Raw genomic sequence first — 16,898 nt, 5'->3', positions numbered from 1 at the left:
CCGGACGCGGGCTTTTCTCAGGAGCCAACAATGAAAAAACTGCTCGCCGCTTTCGCCGCCGTCGCAGCCATCTCCGCCCCGCTGGCCCAGGCCACCGACAGCCTGACCGTCGCCGCCACCCCGGTGCCGCACGCCGAGATCCTCAACTTCGTCAAACCCATGCTGGCCAAAGAAGGCGTGGAACTGAAGGTCAAGGAGTTCACCGACTACGTGCAGCCCAACACCCAGGTGGCCGAGAAGCGCCTGGACGCCAACTTCTTCCAGCACCAGCCGTATCTGGATGAGTTCAACAAGTCCAAGGGCACCCACCTGGTGGCCGTGACCGGCGTGCACATCGAGCCGCTGGGCGTCTACTCCAGCAAGATCAAGAAGCTCGACGAGCTGCCGGCCGGCGCCACCGTGGTCATCCCCAACGACGCCACTAACGGCGGCCGCGCCCTGCTGCTGCTGGACAAGGCCGGTGTGATCAAGCTCAAGGACAACACGTCCATCACCGCCACCCCGAAAGACATCGTCGAGAACCCGAAGAGCATCAAGGTGCGTGAACTGGAAGCGGCCACCCTGCCGCGCGTGCTGACCCAGGTCGACCTGGCCCTGATCAACACCAACTACGCCCTGGAAGCCAAGCTGAACCCCACCAAGGACGCGCTGGCCATCGAAGGCGCCGACTCGCCCTACGTGAACATCCTGGTTGCCCGCCCGGACAACAAGGACAGCGCCGCCATGCAGAAACTGGCCGCCGCCCTGCACAGCCCTGAGGTGAAGCAGTTCATCCTCGAGAAGTACAAGGGCGCCGTGGTTCCGGCGTTCTGATCGCCGCGAAGCTGAGGTTGCTGAAAAGCCCGGTCGAACGACCGGGCTTTTTCGTTTATGGCATTCCGCTTTCCGACGTTGGGGCTTTTGGGCTTTTGGGCTTTTGGGCTTTTGGCATTTTTGTAGGAGCGAGCTTGCTCGCGAACCCGCCCACCGTCAGCGCTACCGGCAAACGCTGTTCGCGAGCAAGCTCGCTCCTACAGACCCTGCTCGGCCGCATGGCGCGGATGGCTCTATTCCACCGCTTTGGACGGTTTTTCGCCAACCTTCCTTGCATATTTTCCATGCTGCAAAGGAATCGATTTTTTACCGATTCGCGCAAAGCCACGGCTGGCGGGGCCTGCAGCGATCCGACAAAAACACATAGCACTAAAAGTTATTTAAACAATAGAAACAATCACTTCAAGACCTAAGACGCTCCGCCAATCATGCAGGTCCGTTCCAAGCGCAACGCAGAGCCGCGCAGACCTGCAAGGAGATCGTTCATGGCCCAATCCCAGCATGCCCTCGCGCCGGATGCCTTCCTGCGCCACGTGCCCGGCGGCAACCTGGTCGATCTCGGCCGTCCACTGCTCCACGCGTTGGAACTGGGCCGCCATGTGCCGGCGAAAGCCCGCGCACTGAGCCGCCGCGAAGCCGTCCTGCTCGGTCTGTTCGCGCTTACGCTGCACGGCGCGGTGATCTACTGGCTGCTGAGCCGGCAGCCCACCCCGCAACTGCCGGAGGTGCCGCCACAGGTCCCGCCGATGACCATCGAATTCACCGCACCCACTCCGCCGGTGGTCGAGCCACCACCGCCCGAGCCGATTCCCGAGCCGGTGGTGCAGGAGCCGCCGCCCCCCGTGGTGGACGAGAACGCGGTGAAACCGCCGCCGCCCAAGCCGGTCCCGAAACCCAAGCCGAAACCGGTCGCCAAGCCCAAGCCGGCGCCCAATCCCGTCGAGCAGCCCGCGCCGCCCAACGCCGAAACCCCGCCGCCACAACCGGCACCGCCCGCCCCGGCGGCACCGGCTCCGGCCCCGCTGACGCCGCCCTCGGCCAGCGCCGGTTACCTGAAGAACCCGGCGCCGGAATACCCGCCCCTGGCCCAGCGCCGTGGCTGGGAAGGCACCGTGCTGCTGCGCGTGCGCGTGCTCGCCAGCGGTAGCCCGAGCGAGATCCAGGTGCAGAAGAGCAGCGGCCGCGACGCCCTGGACAATGCCGCGGTGCGCGCGGTGAAACGCTGGAGCTTCGTCCCCGCCAAGCGCGGCGACGTGGCCCAGGACGGCTGGGTCAGCGTACCCATCGACTTCAAATTGCATTGATTCAACCTGCCCAGATCAGCCGCACGAGAATCGCGGAAGGAGAACCCCCATGAGTCTGCCCGTAAGCCCCCTGGAATCCGTCGAAGGCGCAGTCATCTGGCTGCTGGTCGGCTTCTCCGTTGTCACCTGGGCGCTGGCCCTGGTGAAAGGCGTCCAGTTCACCCGCCAGAAGTCCCAGGACAAACGCTTCCAGAAGCAGTTCTGGAGCGCCACCAGCCTCGAATCGGCCGGTGACCAGGCCGCCGGCAAGCCCGGCGCCGGAGCCCGCGTGGCCCAGGCCGGTTTCGCCGCCATCCAGGTGCAGGACCACGGCCAGCCGGACCTGGCGCAGTCGATCAACCACCAGGACCGCCTCGAACGCGCCCTGCGCCAGCAGATCCAGCGTGAGCGCCGCTCCCTGGAATCCGGCCTGGCGGTGCTCGCCTCGATCGGCTCCACCTCGCCCTTCATCGGCCTGTTCGGCACCGTGTGGGGCATCATGGAAGCGCTCAAGGGCATCAGCGCGGCCGGCTCCGCCAGCCTCGAAACCGTCGCCGGCCCCATCGGCAGCGCGCTGATCGCTACCGGCGTGGGCATCGCCGTCGCCGTGCCGGCGGTACTGGTCTACAACTACTTCCTCCGTCGCCTGAAGCTCACCGCGGCCGACCTCGACGACTTCGCCCACGACTTCTACAGCCTCGCGCAGAAGAGCGCCTTCCGCGTCGTCAGCCTGCCCATCGCCGCGCGCAAACCGGCTGCCGGCGCCAGCGTGAAGGAGGCGAGCTGACATGGCCTTCTCGACCCAGGACAGCGACGAGGTTCTCTCCGAGATCAACGTGACCCCGCTGGTGGACGTGATGCTGGTGCTGCTGGTGGTGTTCATCGTCACCGCGCCGCTGCTGACCAACGCCATCCCGATCAACCTGCCGAAGACCGAGGCGGTGGCCCCGCCGGAGCAGAAGGACCCGCTGGTGGTGAGCATCGACGGTACCGGCAAGTGGTTCATCAACAAGGACGAGATCCAGCCGGAGCTGCTGCAAGGCAACCTGGCGGCGGCCAAGGCCAAGGATGCCGAAGTCCGTGTGCAACTGCAGGCCGACGAGACCGTGAACTACGGCCAGGTGGCCAAGGCCATGGCCTCCATCGAGAAGGCGGGCATTACCAGACTGGCGGTGATCACCGCGCGCTGAGGCACCTGTAAGACACCTGAAACAGAGCGGGCGTACAACGGGTCTTCCACAACGCAACAGGCTTCAAGGTCGCTCACCCAATACTCAGGCAGGGGTGAGCGGCCTTTTTTTATTCCCGACATCCGTCGGGGTTCGCGAGCAAGCTCGCTCCTACGAAGAGCGGGCTCGGCCTGAAACTGTAGGAGCGAGCTTGCTCGCGAACCGCTCCGTCCCGATCCCTGCGGACGGAGTCGGCCCAAGGCCGATACGGTGGGGTAGATATAGAATCCCCTGCGGTTGCCCCACCCGCCGCCGTTCGTCGTCATCCCCGCTCCGGCGATATCCCTTTGCCCGTCAGGGCCTTCCGCGCCTCCCGCGCTTACACTAAGTTGATGACAGTCTGGAGACCTGAGGGGTACCGCATGACATCGTCTCCCGCTTCGGAAGGCCCGTTCTATCCGCCGACACTGGGGGTGCCGGAACGCTTCACACCCGCACAGCTACGCGCCTCGCTCGACATCACCATGAGCGAACACGGCGCCGGCCCGGTGTGGCTGTTCGCCTACGGCTCGCTGATCTGGCGCCCGGAGTTCCCGGTGGCCGAGGCACGCCGCGCACGGGTGCATGGCTACCATCGCGGCCTCTACCTGTGGTCCCTCACCCATCGCGGCACACCGGAGGCACCGGGGCTGGTGTTGGGCCTGGATCGCGGCGGTTCCTGTGCCGGCTTCGCCTTCCGCCTGCCTGACGACAACCTCGACGCCAACCTCTACGCGCTCTGGGAGCGGGAGATGCCCTACGCCTCCTACCGCCCGGAATGGCTGAGCTGCCGCCTCGACGACGGCAGTCGCGTGCGCGCCCTGGGCTTCGTCCTCGAACGCCACCTGCCCAGCTACGCCGGTTCCCTGCCCGACAACATCGTCCAGCACGTGCTCGACAGTGCCCAAGGCCACTTCGGCACCACCCGCGACTACGTCGAGCAGACCGCCCGCGCCCTGCGCGACTACGCCATGCCCGACCTCAACCTGGAAGGCATCCTGGCGCGCTGCTGCCCGCTGCGCCGGGTGCAGGACTGACGGTCTTATCTCCATTCGCCAGATGGAAATATTGCATAAGCAAAGAATTTCTTATTCCTTAACGAATATTAAAACACTCCCTAGAATGCCTTCTCATGACGATTCGAGAGGGCCGCTCCATGCGCAACGAACGCATCCGCTACCTGATCGTGCCGGGCTGGCACGGCTCCGAGGACGCCCATTGGCAGAGCCACTGGCAGCGCGCCCTGCCCAATGCCACGCGGGTGCGGCAGGATGACTGGATCAGCCCGCAACGCGCCGACTGGATCGCCGAACTGGACCGCGAGATTCGCCGCGAGCCCGGCCGCGTGGTGCTGATCGCCCACAGCCTGGGCTGCGTGACCGTCGCCGCCTGGGCCACCCGCGCCGACCGCCGCGCATTGGCGCAGGTCGCCGGCGCCCTGCTGGTGGCGCCGGCGGACGTGGAGCGGGAAACCTGCCACGAGGCGCTGCGCAACTTCGCCCCCATCGCCGCACAATCGCTGCCCTTCCCCAGCGTGCTGGTGGGGTCGGACAACGATACCGCGTGCAGCCCGCAGCGCGCGCTGATCCTCGGCCGCGCCTGGGGCGCCGAGACGGTGATCCTGCCGGCGGCCGGGCACATCAACGTGAAATCCGGGCACGGCGCCTGGGAAGCCGGCTATCGTCATCTGTATCGCCTGCAGTATCTGATCGACCAGCAGTCGCGCCAGCGCGCCTGAAGCACGCTTCCGGGTGCGGTGTGACCATCGCGCCTATCCCATCGCGACGCGGATTCGACTAGGGTGAGGCAAAGCCCCCCGTCGGAGACCGCCATGCCACCGTTGCACGACCTGTCCGCCGTCGAACTGCTGGCCCTGTACCGCTCGCACCAGCTCTCACCCGTCGAGTATTTCGAGCACCTGATCGCCCATATCGAGCGCTGGGAGCCGCACCTTTGCGCGCTCTACACCTTCGACCCGCAGCGCGCGCTGGAACAGGCGCGGCGCTCCGAGGCGCGCTGGATTCGCTGTGCCCCCTGCGGCGAGCTGGATGGCGTGCCGGTGACCATCAAGGAACTGATCGCCACCACCGGCGACCCGATTCCCCAGGGCAGCGCCGCCACCCTGCTGCAACCGGCGACCTGCGACGCGCCGCCCGCCGCGCGCATGTTCGAGGCCGGCGCGATCCTGCTGGGCAAGACCACGGTGCCGGACTTCGGCATGCTCTCCTCCGGGCTTTCCAGCTTCCACCCACTGACGCGCAACCCCTGGGACCTGCGCATGAACCCGGGCGGCTCCAGCGCCGGCGCCGCCTCGGCCGCAGCGGCAGGCTACGGGCCGCTGCACATCGGCACCGACATCGGCGGCTCGGTGCGCCTGCCCGCCGGCTGGTGCGGACTGGTCGGCTTCAAGCCGAGCCTCGGGCGGATTCCCATCGACCCGTACTACAGCGGGCGTTGCGCCGGGCCGATGACGCGCACCCTGGACGATGCGGCGCTGATGATGCAGCACCTGTCCCGCCCCGACTGGCGCGACGCCACCGCCCTGCCCCCGACGGAGCTGGACTGGCACATCCAGCCTGCCGACGTGCGCGGCCTGCGCCTTGGCCTGCAGCTCGACCCCGGCTGCGGCCTGCAACCCGAGCCCGAGGTGTGCGCCGCCGTGGAAGCCGTCGCACGGCGCTTCGCCGCCGCCGGCGCGGAGATCGTCGAAGTCCGGCCGATTCTCGACCGCGAGTTGCTGGAGGGGCTGGATCACTTCTGGCGCGCCCGTCTCTGGGCCGAACTGGAAAACCTGCCGGCCGAGCGCCAGGCCAGGGTGCTGCCTTATATCTTCCAATGGGCGGAGGGCGGCGCGGCGGTCTCCGGCGCCGACGCGGTGCGCGGCTTCAACCGCACCTTCGAGATACGCAGGCGCGCCGCCGCGCAGTTCCAGGACATCGACTTCCTGCTCTCGCCGACCAATCAGGTGGCCGCCTTCCCCGCCGAGTTCGCCTCGCCCACCAACGACCCGGCGCGGCCCTTCGAGCACATCGGCTTCACCGTGCCGTGGAACATGTCCGAGCAGCCGGCACTCTCGATCCACTGCGATTCCACCACCGAGGGCATGCCCATAGGCCTGCAGATCGTCGGCCCGCGCTTCGCCGACCTCGAGGTGCTGCGCCTGGCCAAGACCTGGGAGCGCTGGCGCGGTCCCGTCGCGCATTGGCCTCAGCCTCCGCGTACCGGCTAAGCTCTGAGCACACGCCGAGCACAAGGACTCGATCGCGCGCCCATGCAGTATTCCGCCTACATCGCCCACTTCCTGGTGCTGGTCCAGCTCCTGGGCATCATCGCCGCGGTGCATGCCGTACTCACCGTGCGTACGGCCCAGGGCGCCATCGCCTGGGCGACTTCGCTGGTATTCATGCCGCTGCTGACCCTGGTGCCCTACCTGGTGTTCGGCCGCAGCCGCTTCGACGCCTACATCGGCGCGCGCCGGCAGGCCAACGAGGAAATGCACGTGGCCGCCGCCGAACTGGACTGGCGGCCCTGGGTCGAGGGAGCCCTGGCGGCGCGCCAGTACGATGGCTACAAGGCGCTCAAGGCGATGGTCGAGCTGGCGCGCATGCCGACCCTGGCGAACAACCACGTGCGCCTGCTGGTGAACGGCAAGGCATCGTTCGAGGCGATGTTCGAGGCCATCTCCGCGGCAAAGAAAGTCGTGCTGGTGCAGTTCTTCATCATCCGCGACGACGCCCTCGGCCAACGCCTGGCCGACCTGCTGCTGGAGCGTGCGGCCAACGGCGTGGACGTGTTCCTGCTCTACGACGGCATCGGCAGCCACGCCCTGCCCGGCCGCTACGCCGAACGCCTGCGCCAGGGCGGCGTGCAGGTGCATGCCTTCAGCACCGGCAGCGGGATGCTCAACCGCTTCCAGGTGAACTTCCGCAACCACCGCAAGATCGTGGTGGTCGACGGTGTGCGCGGGTTCGTCGGCGGGCACAACGTCGGCGTCGAATACCTGGGCGAAAAGCCGCCGCTGTCGCCCTGGCGCGACACCCATATCGAACTGCGCGGCCCGGCGGTGGCGTGCCTGCAGGAGTGCTTCGCCGAAGACTGGTACTGGGCCAGCCACACGCTGCCGACGCTGATCCTGCCCAAGGCCTACGAAGAGTCGGGGATGCTCTGCCAGGTGGTACCCAGCGGCCCGGCGGACCCGCAGGAAACCTGCTCGCTGTTCTTCGTCGAGGCGATCAATGTGGCGGTGGAGCGCATCTGGATCACCACGCCGTACTTCGTGCCGGACGAGGCGGTGGCCGCCGCGCTGCGCCTGGCGGTGCTACGCGGGGTGGACGTGCGCATCCTGCTGCCGTCGCGGCCCGACCACAGGACGGTGTACGCCGCCTCCAGTCTCTACGCGCTGGAAGCCGTGCGCGCGGGCATCCGCATCTTCCGCTACCAGCCCGGATTCCTGCACCAGAAGGTGGTGCTGATCGACCGCGACGGCGCGGCGGTGGGCAGCGCCAACCTGGACAACCGCTCGTTCCGGCTGAACTTCGAAATCATGGTGGTGACCGTCGACGAAGGCTTCGCCCGGGACGTGGAGCGCATGCTGGAGGCGGACTTCGAACAGTCGGTGGAGATGAACCTGGACGACCGCAAGCGCCTGCACCGGTTGCAGCAGTTGGGCATGCGGGTGGCGCGGCTGGTGTCGCCGATTCTCTGAAGGTTCGCAGCAGGGATGTTCGCGAGCAAGCTCGCTTACGAAGAGCGAATGCGCCATCACCCTGTAGGAGCGAGCTTGCTCGCGAACGCTTCCGACGCACAAAAGAAAACGCCCGGTTCACTCGCGTGAACCGGGCGTTTCTTTCTCTAGCGCGAGGTCATCAGGCTGGCGCGGAGGAGCGGATCAGGTGGTCGAAGGCGGAGAGCGACGCCTTGGCGCCTTCGCCGACCGCGATCACGATCTGCTTGTACGGTACGGTGGTCACGTCACCGGCGGCGAAGATGCCCGGCAGCGAGGTCTCGCCGCGAGCGTCGACGATGATCTCGCCACGCGGGGTCAGCTCGATGGTGCCCTTGAGCCATTCGCTGTTGGGCAGCAGGCCGATCTGCACGAAGATGCCTTCCAGATCGATGGACTTGAACTCTTCCGAGTTGCGGTCCTTGTAGACCAGGCCGGTGACCTTCTGGCCATCGCCTTTCACTTCGCTGGTCAGCGCGCTGGTGATCACTTCCACGTTCGGCAGGCTGAACAGCTTGCGTTGCAGTACGGCGTCGGCGCGCAGCTTGCTGTCGAACTCCAGCAGGGTCACGTGGGACACGATGCCGGCCAGGTCGATGGCCGCCTCGACACCGGAGTTGCCGCCGCCGATCACCGCCACGCGCTTGCCCTTGAACAGCGGGCCGTCGCAGTGCGGGCAGAAGCACACGCCCTTGGCCTTGTATTCCTTCTCACCCGGCACGCCCATTTCGCGCCAGCGGGCGCCGGTGGCCAGGATCACCGACTTGGCCTTGAGGCTGCCGCCGCCCTCGAACTGCACTTCGTGCAGGCCGCCGGCGGTCTTCGCCGGGATCAGCGCGCTGGCGCGCTGCAGGTTCATGATGTCGACGTCGTAGTGCTTGACGTGCTCTTCCAGCTGGCGAGCCAGTTTCGGACCTTCGGTCTCGGTCACCGAGATGAAGTTCTCGATGGCCATGGTGTCCAGCACCTGGCCGCCGAAACGCTCGGCGGCAACGCCGGTGCGGATGCCCTTGCGGGCGGCGTAGATCGCCGCCGCGGCGCCCGCCGGGCCACCGCCGACGACCAGCACGTCGAACTCTTCCTTGGCCGACAGCTTCTCGGCTTCGCGGGCAGCGGCGCCGGTGTCGATCTTGGCGAGGATTTCTTCCACGCCCATGCGGCCCTGGCCGAACACTTCGCCGTTGAGGTAGATGCTCGGCACAGCCATCACCTGGCGGCGCTCGACTTCTTCCTGGAACAAGGCGCCGTCGATGGCGACGTGGCGGATGTTCGGGTTGAGCACGGCCATCAGGTTCAGCGCCTGGACCACGTCCGGGCAGTTCTGGCAGGACAGCGAGAAATAGGTTTCGAACTCGAACGAACCCTGGATGCCCTTGATCTGCTCGATGACGTCAGCGTCGAGCTTGGACGGGTGGCCGCCGACCTGCAGCAGCGCCAGCACCAGGGAGGTGAATTCGTGGCCCATGGGGATGCCGGCGAAAGCCAGGCCGATGTTCGCCCCCGGGCGGTTCAGCGCGAAGGACGGCTTGCGCTCGTCGCTGCCATCTTCACGCAGGGTGATCTTGTCGGTCAGGCCGACGATTTCGTGCAGCAGCTCGCTCATCTCGCGGGATTTGTCGCTGTCATCGAGGGACGCGACGATTTCGAAAGGCTGCTGGACCTTTTCCAGATAAGCCTTCAACTGGGTTTTAAGCGTAGCGTCCAACATGATTCAGATCCTCGGAATCAGAGCAAAGGGGTTCCCCGGCGAGCTTTTCAGCCCACCCTACGCACGCTTTTGGCTTTAGGTAGGGAGGATGCCGGTAGGCATCCTCGGGGTACTGCGTAAACGGATTGGGAAGCGTCGTGAGCAAGCGCTCAGGCAAGGCGAAATCAGGCGTGGGCGCGGAGTTTACAAATTGTAAATGACAAAGCCCGCGCCTGATTTCAACGCAGCAGGAGCGCTGCGCAACAGCTTCCCAGCCGTTTTTAGATCTTGCCGACCAGGTCCAGGGAAGGAGCCAGGGTCTTCTCGCCTTCTTTCCACTTGGCCGGGCAGACTTCGCCCGGGTGAGCGGCGGTGTACTGGGCAGCTTTCAGCTTGCGCAGGGTTTCGCCGACGTCACGAGCGATCTCGTTGGAGTGGATTTCGACGGTCTTGATGATGCCTTCCGGGTTGATCACGAAGGTGCCGCGCAGCGCCAGGCCTTCTTCCGGGATGTGTACGCCGAAGGCGTTGGTCAGCTGGTGGGTCGGGTCGCCGATCAGCGGGAACTGAGCCTTGCCCACGGCCGGGGAGGTTTCGTGCCACACCTTGTGGGAGAAGTGGGTGTCGGTGGTAACGATGTAGACCTCGGTACCGGCGTCACGGAATGCGGAGTAGTTGTTGGCCGCGTCTTCGATCTCGGTCGGGCAGTTGAAGGTGAAGGCTGCCGGCATGAAGATCAGAACCGACCAGTGGCCCTTGAGGGACTCTTCGGTGACTTCGATGAACTTGCCATTGTGGAAAGCGTTGACCTTGAACGGTTGAACGGCGGTGTTGATCAGGTTCATTAGGCAATTCCTCGTAGAGAGTTGTCGTTTAATCGAGTGGTCGATCAGTTGAAATTCGACAGGGGCAAGATTATCGCCTGATGACAGGAAAGGCCCATTGATTTAGGGCATCATCTAGATTGAGTGTATCTATCAATAGATATATATAAGGAAGAAGTTTCCTATCAATCCTGGCCTCCGCATCCTGCGCGGGAGCAGGGGCGCAGCGCACTCCGGGCCCAACCTCGGCGCCGACCGCGCAACGCGCGTTGTACGCCCTGCGTCCTGGTCATTCCTGGCTATCTGGTCAAAAAGCCCCGCGAGCCTATGCTTGCCTTGAGGGCGCCGGCGCCCGACGACGAGGACTCCCCATGATCCAGTTCCTGCTGGGCGACGAGCTGATCCGGGCCGACGGCGCGGCGCCGGAAACCAGCCTGCTCGACTACCTGCGCAACCACCTGGCCCGTACCGGCACCAAGGAGGGCTGCGCCTCCGGCGATTGCGGCGCCTGCACGGTGGTGCTGGTCGAGGCTGACGGCGAGTCGCTGCGCTACCGCGCGGTGAACGCCTGTATCACCCTGCTCGGCGCGGTGCACGGGCGCCAGGTGCTGACCGTCGAACACCTCTCCGAGGGCGGCGCGCTGCACCCGGTGCAGCAGGCGATGGTGGACTGCCACGGCTCGCAATGCGGGTTCTGCACGCCGGGGATCGTCATGTTGCTGTTCGCCTGGCGCCACTCGCCGCCGCCCCACGACCGCGAGACGGCGCTGACCGCGCTGTCCGGCAACCTGTGCCGCTGCACCGGCTACCGGCCGATCCTCGATGCCGCCACGCAGATCGCCGCGCAACCCTGCGCCGACCGTTTCGCGCGGAACGCCAGCCTGACGCTCGCCCGCCTGCGCGAACTGCCTGCCGCCGGCACTCTGCAGGACGGCGCGCAACAGGCCTGGCTGCCAACCTCGCTGGATGAACTGGACGACCTGCTGCAACGCCATCCACAGGCACGGCTGATCGCCGGCGGCACCGACCTGGCATTGGAGGCCACGCAGAACCTGAAGCCCTTCCCGGCGCTGATTCACCTCGACCATGTCGCCGAACTCCAGCGCCTGGAAACCCATCCCGCGCACCTGCTGATCGGTGCCGCGCGCCCCTATGCCGACTGCCTCGAAGCACTGGAGGAATTCCCCGGCGTCGGCGCCCTGCTGGAGCGCCTGGGCTCCCTGCAGATCCGCCAGCGCGGAACCCTCGGCGGCAATATCGCCAACGCCTCGCCCATCGGCGACATGCCGCCGGTGCTGCTGGCGCTGGATGCGCGGCTACGGCTGCGCAAGGCGGGGGCCGTGCGCGAGGTGTCCATCGACGGCTTCTTCATCGGTTACCGCAGCACCCTCCTGCAACCCGGCGAGTACATCGAGTCGGTGCTGATCCCGCGCCTGCGCGCCCACCAGCGGTTCCGCGTCGACAAGATTTCCAAGCGCCGCGACGACGACATTTCCGCCCTGTGCATGGCCCTGCGCCTGGACCTCGACGCCGCCGGCATCGTCACCGATGCGCGCCTGGCCTGCGGCGGCATGGCGGCCACGCCGTTACGCGGTGCACGGACCGAAGCGGCGCTGCGCGGCAGACCCTTCGACGCCGCCGCCGTGGCCGCCGCGCAAGCCGCGATCCCCCGGGATTTCCAGCCCATCGACGACCTGCGCGCCAGCGCCACCTATCGCCTGAAGGTGGCGCAGAACCTCTTGCAACGCGCATTACTGGAAGAGTCCGAACGCCCTGCGGAGGTGCGCCATGCGTAGTCTGCCGCCGCTAGCCGGCAACGGCGTGACGGTCGCCGTACACAGCGCGGGACAGCCCCGCGAACACGACAGCGCGACGCTGCACGTCAGCGGCGCGGCGCGCTATGTGGACGACCTCAAGGAGCCGCGCGAACTGCTGCACGCCGCCGTCGGCCTGACCGAGATCGCTTGCGGCCGGGTGCTCGCCCTCGACCTCGATGCCGTGTGCGCCGCGCCGGGCGTGGTCGCCGTGCTGACGCTGGCTGACGTGCCCGGCCACACCGATATCGGCCCGGTATTCCCCGGCGACCCACTGCTGGCCGGCGAGCGCGTGAAGTACCACGGCCAGGCGCTGTTCGCCGTCGCCGCCGAGAGCCTGGTCCAGGCCCGCCGCGCGGCGCGCCTGGCGAAGGTGGAATATGCCAGGGAGGCCCCGCTGCTCGATCCGTTGCGGGCCAAGGCCGAGGAGTGCTTCGTGCGCCCGCCGCACTACATGCGCCGGGGCGATGCCGAGGCCGCGCTGGCCGCCGCGCCGCATGTGCTGGAGGCCCGCCAGTTCGTTGGCGGCCAGGAGCATTTCTACCTCGAAGGCCAGGCCTCCCTGGCGCTGCCGACCGACGATGGCGGCATGCTGGTGCACACCTCCAGCCAGCACCCCAGCGAGGTGCAGAAACTGGTGGCCGAAGTGCTGGCGATTCCGCTGGCCAAGGTCACGGTGGAAGTGCGGCGCATGGGCGGCGGCTTCGGCGGCAAGGAAACCCAGGCCGCGCCCTTCGCCTGCCTCGCCGCATTGCTCGCGCACAAGACCGGCCGCGCGGTGAAGCTGCGCCTGCCGCGCGCCGAGGACATGCGCCTGACCGGCAAGCGCCACCCCTTCCACAACCGCTACCGGATCGGCTTCGACGACACCGGCCGGCTGCTCGCCGCGCAACTGGAAGTGGTGGGCGACTGCGGCCATTCGCCGGACCTCTCCGACGCCATCATCGACCGCGCGATGTTCCACGCCGACAACGCCTACTTCATCCCCGACGTCGCCATCTCCGGCTACCGCAGCTTCACCAACAGCGTCTCGCACACCGCCTTCCGTGGCTTCGGCGGACCGCAGGGGATGATGATCATCGAGCGCGCGATGGACGACATCGCCCGCGCGGTGGGCAAGGACCCGCTGGACGTGCGCAAGCTGAACCTCTACGGCGGCGCCGGGTGTGAGCTGACGCCCTACCACCAGAAGGTCGAGCACAACCTGCTGGGCGAGCTGATCGCGCGGCTGGAACAGAGCAGCGATTACGCCGCGCGGCGCTCGCAGATCCGCGCCTTCAACGCCGCCAGTCCGGTGCTGAAGAAGGGCCTGGCGCTGACGCCGGTGAAGTTCGGCATTTCCTTCACCGCGCAGCACCTCAACCAGGCCGGCGCGCTGGTCCACCTGTACACCGACGGCAGCATCCAGCTGAACCACGGCGGCACCGAGATGGGTCAGGGCCTGAACACCAAGGTCGCGCAGATCGTCGCCGAGGAATTCCAGGTGCCGTTGCACCAGGTGCACATCACCGCGACGCGCACCGACAAGGTGCCCAACACCTCGCCCACCGCCGCCTCCAGCGGCACCGACCTGAACGGCATGGCCGCCCGCGACGCGGCGCGTACGTTGAAGAAACGGCTGATCGACTTCCTCGCCGAGCGCGATGGGGTGAAGCCGCAGGAGATTCGCTTCGAGCACGGCGGCGTGACCGTCGGGGCGCGGCACCTGGGCTTCACCGAAGTCATCCAGGATGCCTATTTCGCGCGCATCCAGCTCTCCGCCACCGGCTTCTACCGCACACCGAAAATCTTCTACGACCGCGAGAAGGGCCAGGGTCACCCGTTCTTCTACTTCGCCTATGGTGCGGCGGTGTCCGAGGTGGAGGTGGACACGCTCACCGGCGAATACCGCGTGCAGCGGGTGGATATCCTCCACGACGTCGGCCGCAGCGTGAACCCGGCCATCGACATCGGCCAGATCGAGGGCGGCTTCGTCCAGGGCATGGGCTGGCTGACCACCGAGGAGCTGCGCTGGGACGATCAGGGGCGGCTGCTCACGGTGGGCCCCGCGACCTACAAGATTCCGGCGGTGAGCGACCTGCCCGAGGACTTCCGCGTGGCACTGTTCGACCGTCCCAACGAGGAAGACAGCGTGTACCTGTCCAAGGCCGTGGGCGAACCGCCGCTCATGCTGGCGATCTCGGTGTGGTCGGCGCTGCGCGATGCCATCGCCAGCCTGGCGGATTACCGGGTGAGCCCGGACCTGGATACGCCGGCGACGCCGGAGCGGGTGCTGTGGGCTTGCGAAGCTTTGCGCCGTTCGGAGCAAGAGCGCCCTCACCCTAACCCTCTCCCAGAGGGAGAGGGGACCGTTCGGCGTGAAGCGGCCCCACAGAGTCAGCCGGAAACTGCGGCAGAGGACGACGCGCCGACCGTGACCACTGCAGCGGAAAGCCCCCTCTCCCTAGGGGAGAGGGCTGGGGTGAAGGGAAACCCGCCCACACCCAACTCGACCCAGGAACCCTAGCCATGACCCGAACCTGGATGGACGCCATCGCCCGCCTGCGCGACAGCGCCGAGCCCTATGTGCTGGTCACCGTGGTCGGCGTGCAGGGCTCCACCCCGCGCGAGTCCGGCAGCAAGATGCTGGTCACCGCCGAGACCACGGTGGACACCATCGGCGGCGGTCACCTGGAGTTCGCCGCCATCGAGCACGCACGCAAGCTCCTGCTGGCCGGCCAGGATGCGCAGGCGCTGGAGCACTTCCCCCTCGGCCCCCGCCTGGGCCAGTGCTGCGGCGGACGCGCCAGCCTGCTGTTCGAGTGCTTCGCCGCGCGCGGGCCACAGGTGCTGCTGTTCGGCGCCGGCCACGTGGGCCGCGCCCTGGCGCCGCTGCTGGCGGGCTTGCCGCTGCGCCTGGAATGGGTCGACAGCCGCGTGGCCCAGTTTCCGCAAACGGTGCCCGAGGGCGTACGCATGCGCCTGCTCGACGAGCCGGAAGACGCGGTGAGCGAAGCGCCGCCAGGCAGCTACTTCCTGGTCATGACCCACAACCACCCGCTCGACTACGCCCTCGCCGAAGCCGTGCTCAAGCGCGGCGACGCCGGTTTCCTCGGCATGATCGGCTCGCGCACCAAGGCCCAGCGCTTCCGGATGCGCCTGGAGCAGCACGGTTATCCAGCGGAAGCCATCGCGCAACTGCACTGCCCCATCGGCCTGGCCGAAGTGCCCGGCAAACGTCCGCTGGAAGTCGCCATCTCCATCGCCGCCCAGGTCATCGCCCGCTATCACCAGGACGCACCGCCGCGCCGGACGCGCGAAGGCGTCGCCTGGACCGCGCTGTGCAGCGAGTCGACAAAAAGCTGACCAGCTGGACAACAGTTTTCCGCGGCCCGGCCGATAACCTCCTGACCCCGTCTCTTCGCCCGCCTCCCATAGCGGGCGATTCGCCGTGCGTTCGGAGGAGAACAAGAAAATGCGCCTGCGAAGTATCCAGACCCAACTCATCCTCAGCATGGGCGCCGCCCTGCTGATCAGCCTGCTCATCGTCCTCGGCCTGTATGCCGTGCTGGTCAACCGCCTGAGCGAGCGCTACCTGCTCGAACAGGCGCTGCCGGCAAGCATCCAGGCAATCGCCAACGACTTCGAACGGCGCCTCACTGGCCCCATCACCGCTGCCTCCGGCATTGCCGAGAACCCCCTGGTGCAGGACTGGCTGGCCGGCGGCGAAAGCCCCGAGCAACTGGCCGAGTTCACCCGCTACCTGGGCGGCATCCGCGCCTCGCAGAAGGCCTTCTCCGCGCTGATCGCCGCCAACGCCAGCGGCGCCTACTACAGCGACAAGGGCAAGGAGCGCATCCTGAGCCGCAGCGAGCCGAAGGACAGCTGGTACTTCCAGTTCATCGACAGCGGCAAGCCGCGCATCTGGAACATCGACACCGACGGCGGCACCGGCGAGCTGGCGCTGTTCATCGACCAGCGCGTGGAGCGCGACGGCAAGCTGCTGGGCATCGCCGGGCTGGGCCTGGAGATGCGCGAGCTGTCGGCACTGATCCGCGACTTCCGCTTCGGCCAGTCCGGCCGGGTGTACCTGGTGAAGAACGACGGCCAGGTGCAGATCCATCCCGATCCGACGCTGCCCAAGGGCCGCACCCTCGACGACCTGGTCGGCCCGCAGGTCGCGGCCGCGCTGCTGGGTCGGCACGACTTCCAGAGCGCCCGCTTCGAGCGCGACGGCGAGGCCTTCCTCGCCGCCAGCCTGCCGCTGCACGACCTGGGCTGGACCCTGGTCAGCGAAGTGCCGGAAGCGGAAATCTACGCCGACGCCCGCGAGGCGCTGACGCTCTCGGGCCTCGCCGGTGCCGTGGTGGCGCTGCTCTGCCTGGCGCTGGTGGTGCTGATGGCACGCAGCCTGGTCAAGCCGATCCGCCAGGTCACCGGCGCGCTGCTGGAAATCGGCGGCGGTGGCGGCGATCTCACCCGCCGCCTGGACGACAGCCGTACCGACGAACTGGGCGACCTGGCGCGCGGCTTCAACCGCTTCCTCGAAGGCCAGCGCGCGCTGATC

At 67.2% G+C, this 16,898-nt stretch carries 14 protein-coding genes and 1 pseudogene; 13 read left to right on the top strand and 2 right to left on the bottom strand.

Annotated elements, in window-relative coordinates; translation table 11 throughout:
* Positions 1-30 precede the first annotated feature (30 nt).
* The 9 genes from H681_RS00965 (at position 31) to cls (ending at position 8,009) form a co-directional block, all read left to right on the top strand.
* Complete coding sequence (locus H681_RS00965; RefSeq protein ID WP_015474965.1) at positions 31-813, top strand: MetQ/NlpA family ABC transporter substrate-binding protein; 783 nt, start codon at positions 31-33, stop codon at positions 811-813.
* Positions 814-830: 17 nt separating this feature from the next.
* Positions 831-1,226, top strand: a complete 396-nt coding sequence (locus H681_RS26805) for a hypothetical protein (RefSeq protein WP_236620503.1) — start codon at positions 831-833, stop codon at positions 1,224-1,226.
* Positions 1,227-1,298: 72 nt separating this feature from the next.
* Positions 1,299-2,117 (top strand): energy transducer TonB, encoded by an 819-nt coding sequence (locus H681_RS00960; RefSeq protein WP_015474964.1) that lies wholly within the window; start codon positions 1,299-1,301, stop codon positions 2,115-2,117.
* Between the two features lie 49 nt (positions 2,118-2,166).
* A complete protein-coding gene (locus tag H681_RS00955) occupies positions 2,167-2,883 on the top strand; it encodes a MotA/TolQ/ExbB proton channel family protein (RefSeq protein ID WP_015474963.1) in 717 nt (238 codons plus the stop codon).
* Position 2,884: 1 nt separating this feature from the next.
* The gene (locus H681_RS00950) at positions 2,885-3,286 is read left to right on the top strand and encodes an ExbD/TolR family protein (RefSeq protein ID WP_015474962.1); all 402 of its coding nucleotides are present in this window, start codon (positions 2,885-2,887) and stop codon (positions 3,284-3,286) included.
* A 401-nt stretch (positions 3,287-3,687) separates the two neighbouring features.
* The gene (locus tag H681_RS00945; protein WP_015474961.1) at positions 3,688-4,341 is read left to right on the top strand and encodes a gamma-glutamylcyclotransferase; all 654 of its coding nucleotides are present in this window, start codon (positions 3,688-3,690) and stop codon (positions 4,339-4,341) included.
* Positions 4,342-4,460: 119 nt separating this feature from the next.
* On the top strand, positions 4,461-5,042 hold the full coding sequence (locus H681_RS00940) for an alpha/beta hydrolase (protein WP_015474960.1): 582 nt from the start codon (positions 4,461-4,463) through the stop codon (positions 5,040-5,042).
* 93 nt (positions 5,043-5,135) lie between these two features.
* Positions 5,136-6,533: an amidase gene (locus H681_RS00935; protein ID WP_015474959.1), complete on the top strand. Its 1,398-nt coding sequence runs from the start codon at positions 5,136-5,138 to the stop codon at positions 6,531-6,533.
* A gap of 42 nt (positions 6,534-6,575) precedes the next feature.
* Complete coding sequence (cls, locus tag H681_RS00930) at positions 6,576-8,009, top strand: cardiolipin synthase (RefSeq protein ID WP_015474958.1); 1,434 nt, start codon at positions 6,576-6,578, stop codon at positions 8,007-8,009.
* Between the two features lie 160 nt (positions 8,010-8,169).
* Here cls and ahpF read toward each other — a convergent pair whose 3' ends face one another.
* Complete coding sequence (ahpF, locus tag H681_RS00925; protein WP_015474957.1) at positions 8,170-9,735, bottom strand: alkyl hydroperoxide reductase subunit F; 1,566 nt, start codon at positions 9,733-9,735, stop codon at positions 8,170-8,172.
* Between the two features lie 260 nt (positions 9,736-9,995).
* On the bottom strand, positions 9,996-10,559 hold the full coding sequence (gene ahpC, locus H681_RS00920; protein WP_015474956.1) for an alkyl hydroperoxide reductase subunit C: 564 nt from the start codon (positions 10,557-10,559) through the stop codon (positions 9,996-9,998).
* Positions 10,560-10,909: 350 nt separating this feature from the next.
* On the opposite strand from ahpC, the gene xdhA reads away from it, so the two are divergent.
* The 4 genes and pseudogenes from xdhA to H681_RS27165 all read left to right on the top strand — a co-directional run.
* Positions 10,910-12,334 carry a xanthine dehydrogenase small subunit gene (xdhA, locus tag H681_RS00915; RefSeq protein WP_015474955.1) on the top strand — a complete coding sequence of 475 codons (1,425 nt, stop codon included), beginning with the start codon at positions 10,910-10,912 and terminating at the stop codon, positions 12,332-12,334.
* Entirely contained in the window at positions 12,327-14,858 is a 2,532-nt protein-coding gene (xdhB, locus tag H681_RS00910; RefSeq protein ID WP_015474954.1) for a xanthine dehydrogenase molybdopterin binding subunit, read from the top strand. Before xdhA ends, xdhB begins: the two co-directional genes overlap by 8 nt.
* Positions 14,859-14,860: 2 nt before the next feature.
* Complete coding sequence (gene xdhC, locus H681_RS00905; RefSeq protein WP_015474953.1) at positions 14,861-15,697, top strand: xanthine dehydrogenase accessory protein XdhC; 837 nt, start codon at positions 14,861-14,863, stop codon at positions 15,695-15,697.
* A gap of 109 nt (positions 15,698-15,806) precedes the next feature.
* Positions 15,807-16,820: pseudogene (locus tag H681_RS27165) on the top strand (cache domain-containing protein); the annotation flags it as partial.
* Positions 16,821-16,898 lie beyond the last annotated feature (78 nt).

The organism is Pseudomonas sp. ATCC 13867 (assembly GCF_000349845.1).
In the GTDB taxonomy this organism is placed as follows: Bacteria; Pseudomonadota; Gammaproteobacteria; order Pseudomonadales; family Pseudomonadaceae; genus Pseudomonas.
The sequence above is the reverse complement of the archived record's forward strand: the minus strand, read 5'-3'. Positions and strand labels throughout refer to the sequence as shown.

Bases quoted from the DNA above. Each gene is read 5' to 3' on its own strand.
- ahpF (WP_015474957.1), bottom strand. From the start codon at position 9,735: ATGTTGGACGCTACGCTTAAAACCCAGTTGAAGGCTTATCTGGAAAAG.
- H681_RS00950 (WP_015474962.1), top strand. From the start codon at position 2,885: ATGGCCTTCTCGACCCAGGACAGCGACGAGGTTCTCTCCGAGATCAAC.
- H681_RS00935 (WP_015474959.1), top strand. From the start codon at position 5,136: ATGCCACCGTTGCACGACCTGTCCGCCGTCGAACTGCTGGCCCTGTAC.
- xdhA (WP_015474955.1), top strand. From the start codon at position 10,910: ATGATCCAGTTCCTGCTGGGCGACGAGCTGATCCGGGCCGACGGCGCG.
- xdhB (WP_015474954.1), top strand. From the start codon at position 12,327: ATGCGTAGTCTGCCGCCGCTAGCCGGCAACGGCGTGACGGTCGCCGTA.
- ahpC (WP_015474956.1), bottom strand. From the start codon at position 10,559: ATGAACCTGATCAACACCGCCGTTCAACCGTTCAAGGTCAACGCTTTC.
- cls (WP_015474958.1), top strand. From the start codon at position 6,576: ATGCAGTATTCCGCCTACATCGCCCACTTCCTGGTGCTGGTCCAGCTC.
- H681_RS00955 (WP_015474963.1), top strand. From the start codon at position 2,167: ATGAGTCTGCCCGTAAGCCCCCTGGAATCCGTCGAAGGCGCAGTCATC.
- H681_RS00940 (WP_015474960.1), top strand. From the start codon at position 4,461: ATGCGCAACGAACGCATCCGCTACCTGATCGTGCCGGGCTGGCACGGC.
- H681_RS00965 (WP_015474965.1), top strand. From the start codon at position 31: ATGAAAAAACTGCTCGCCGCTTTCGCCGCCGTCGCAGCCATCTCCGCC.
- H681_RS00945 (WP_015474961.1), top strand. From the start codon at position 3,688: ATGACATCGTCTCCCGCTTCGGAAGGCCCGTTCTATCCGCCGACACTG.
- xdhC (WP_015474953.1), top strand. From the start codon at position 14,861: ATGACCCGAACCTGGATGGACGCCATCGCCCGCCTGCGCGACAGCGCC.
- H681_RS00960 (WP_015474964.1), top strand. From the start codon at position 1,299: ATGGCCCAATCCCAGCATGCCCTCGCGCCGGATGCCTTCCTGCGCCAC.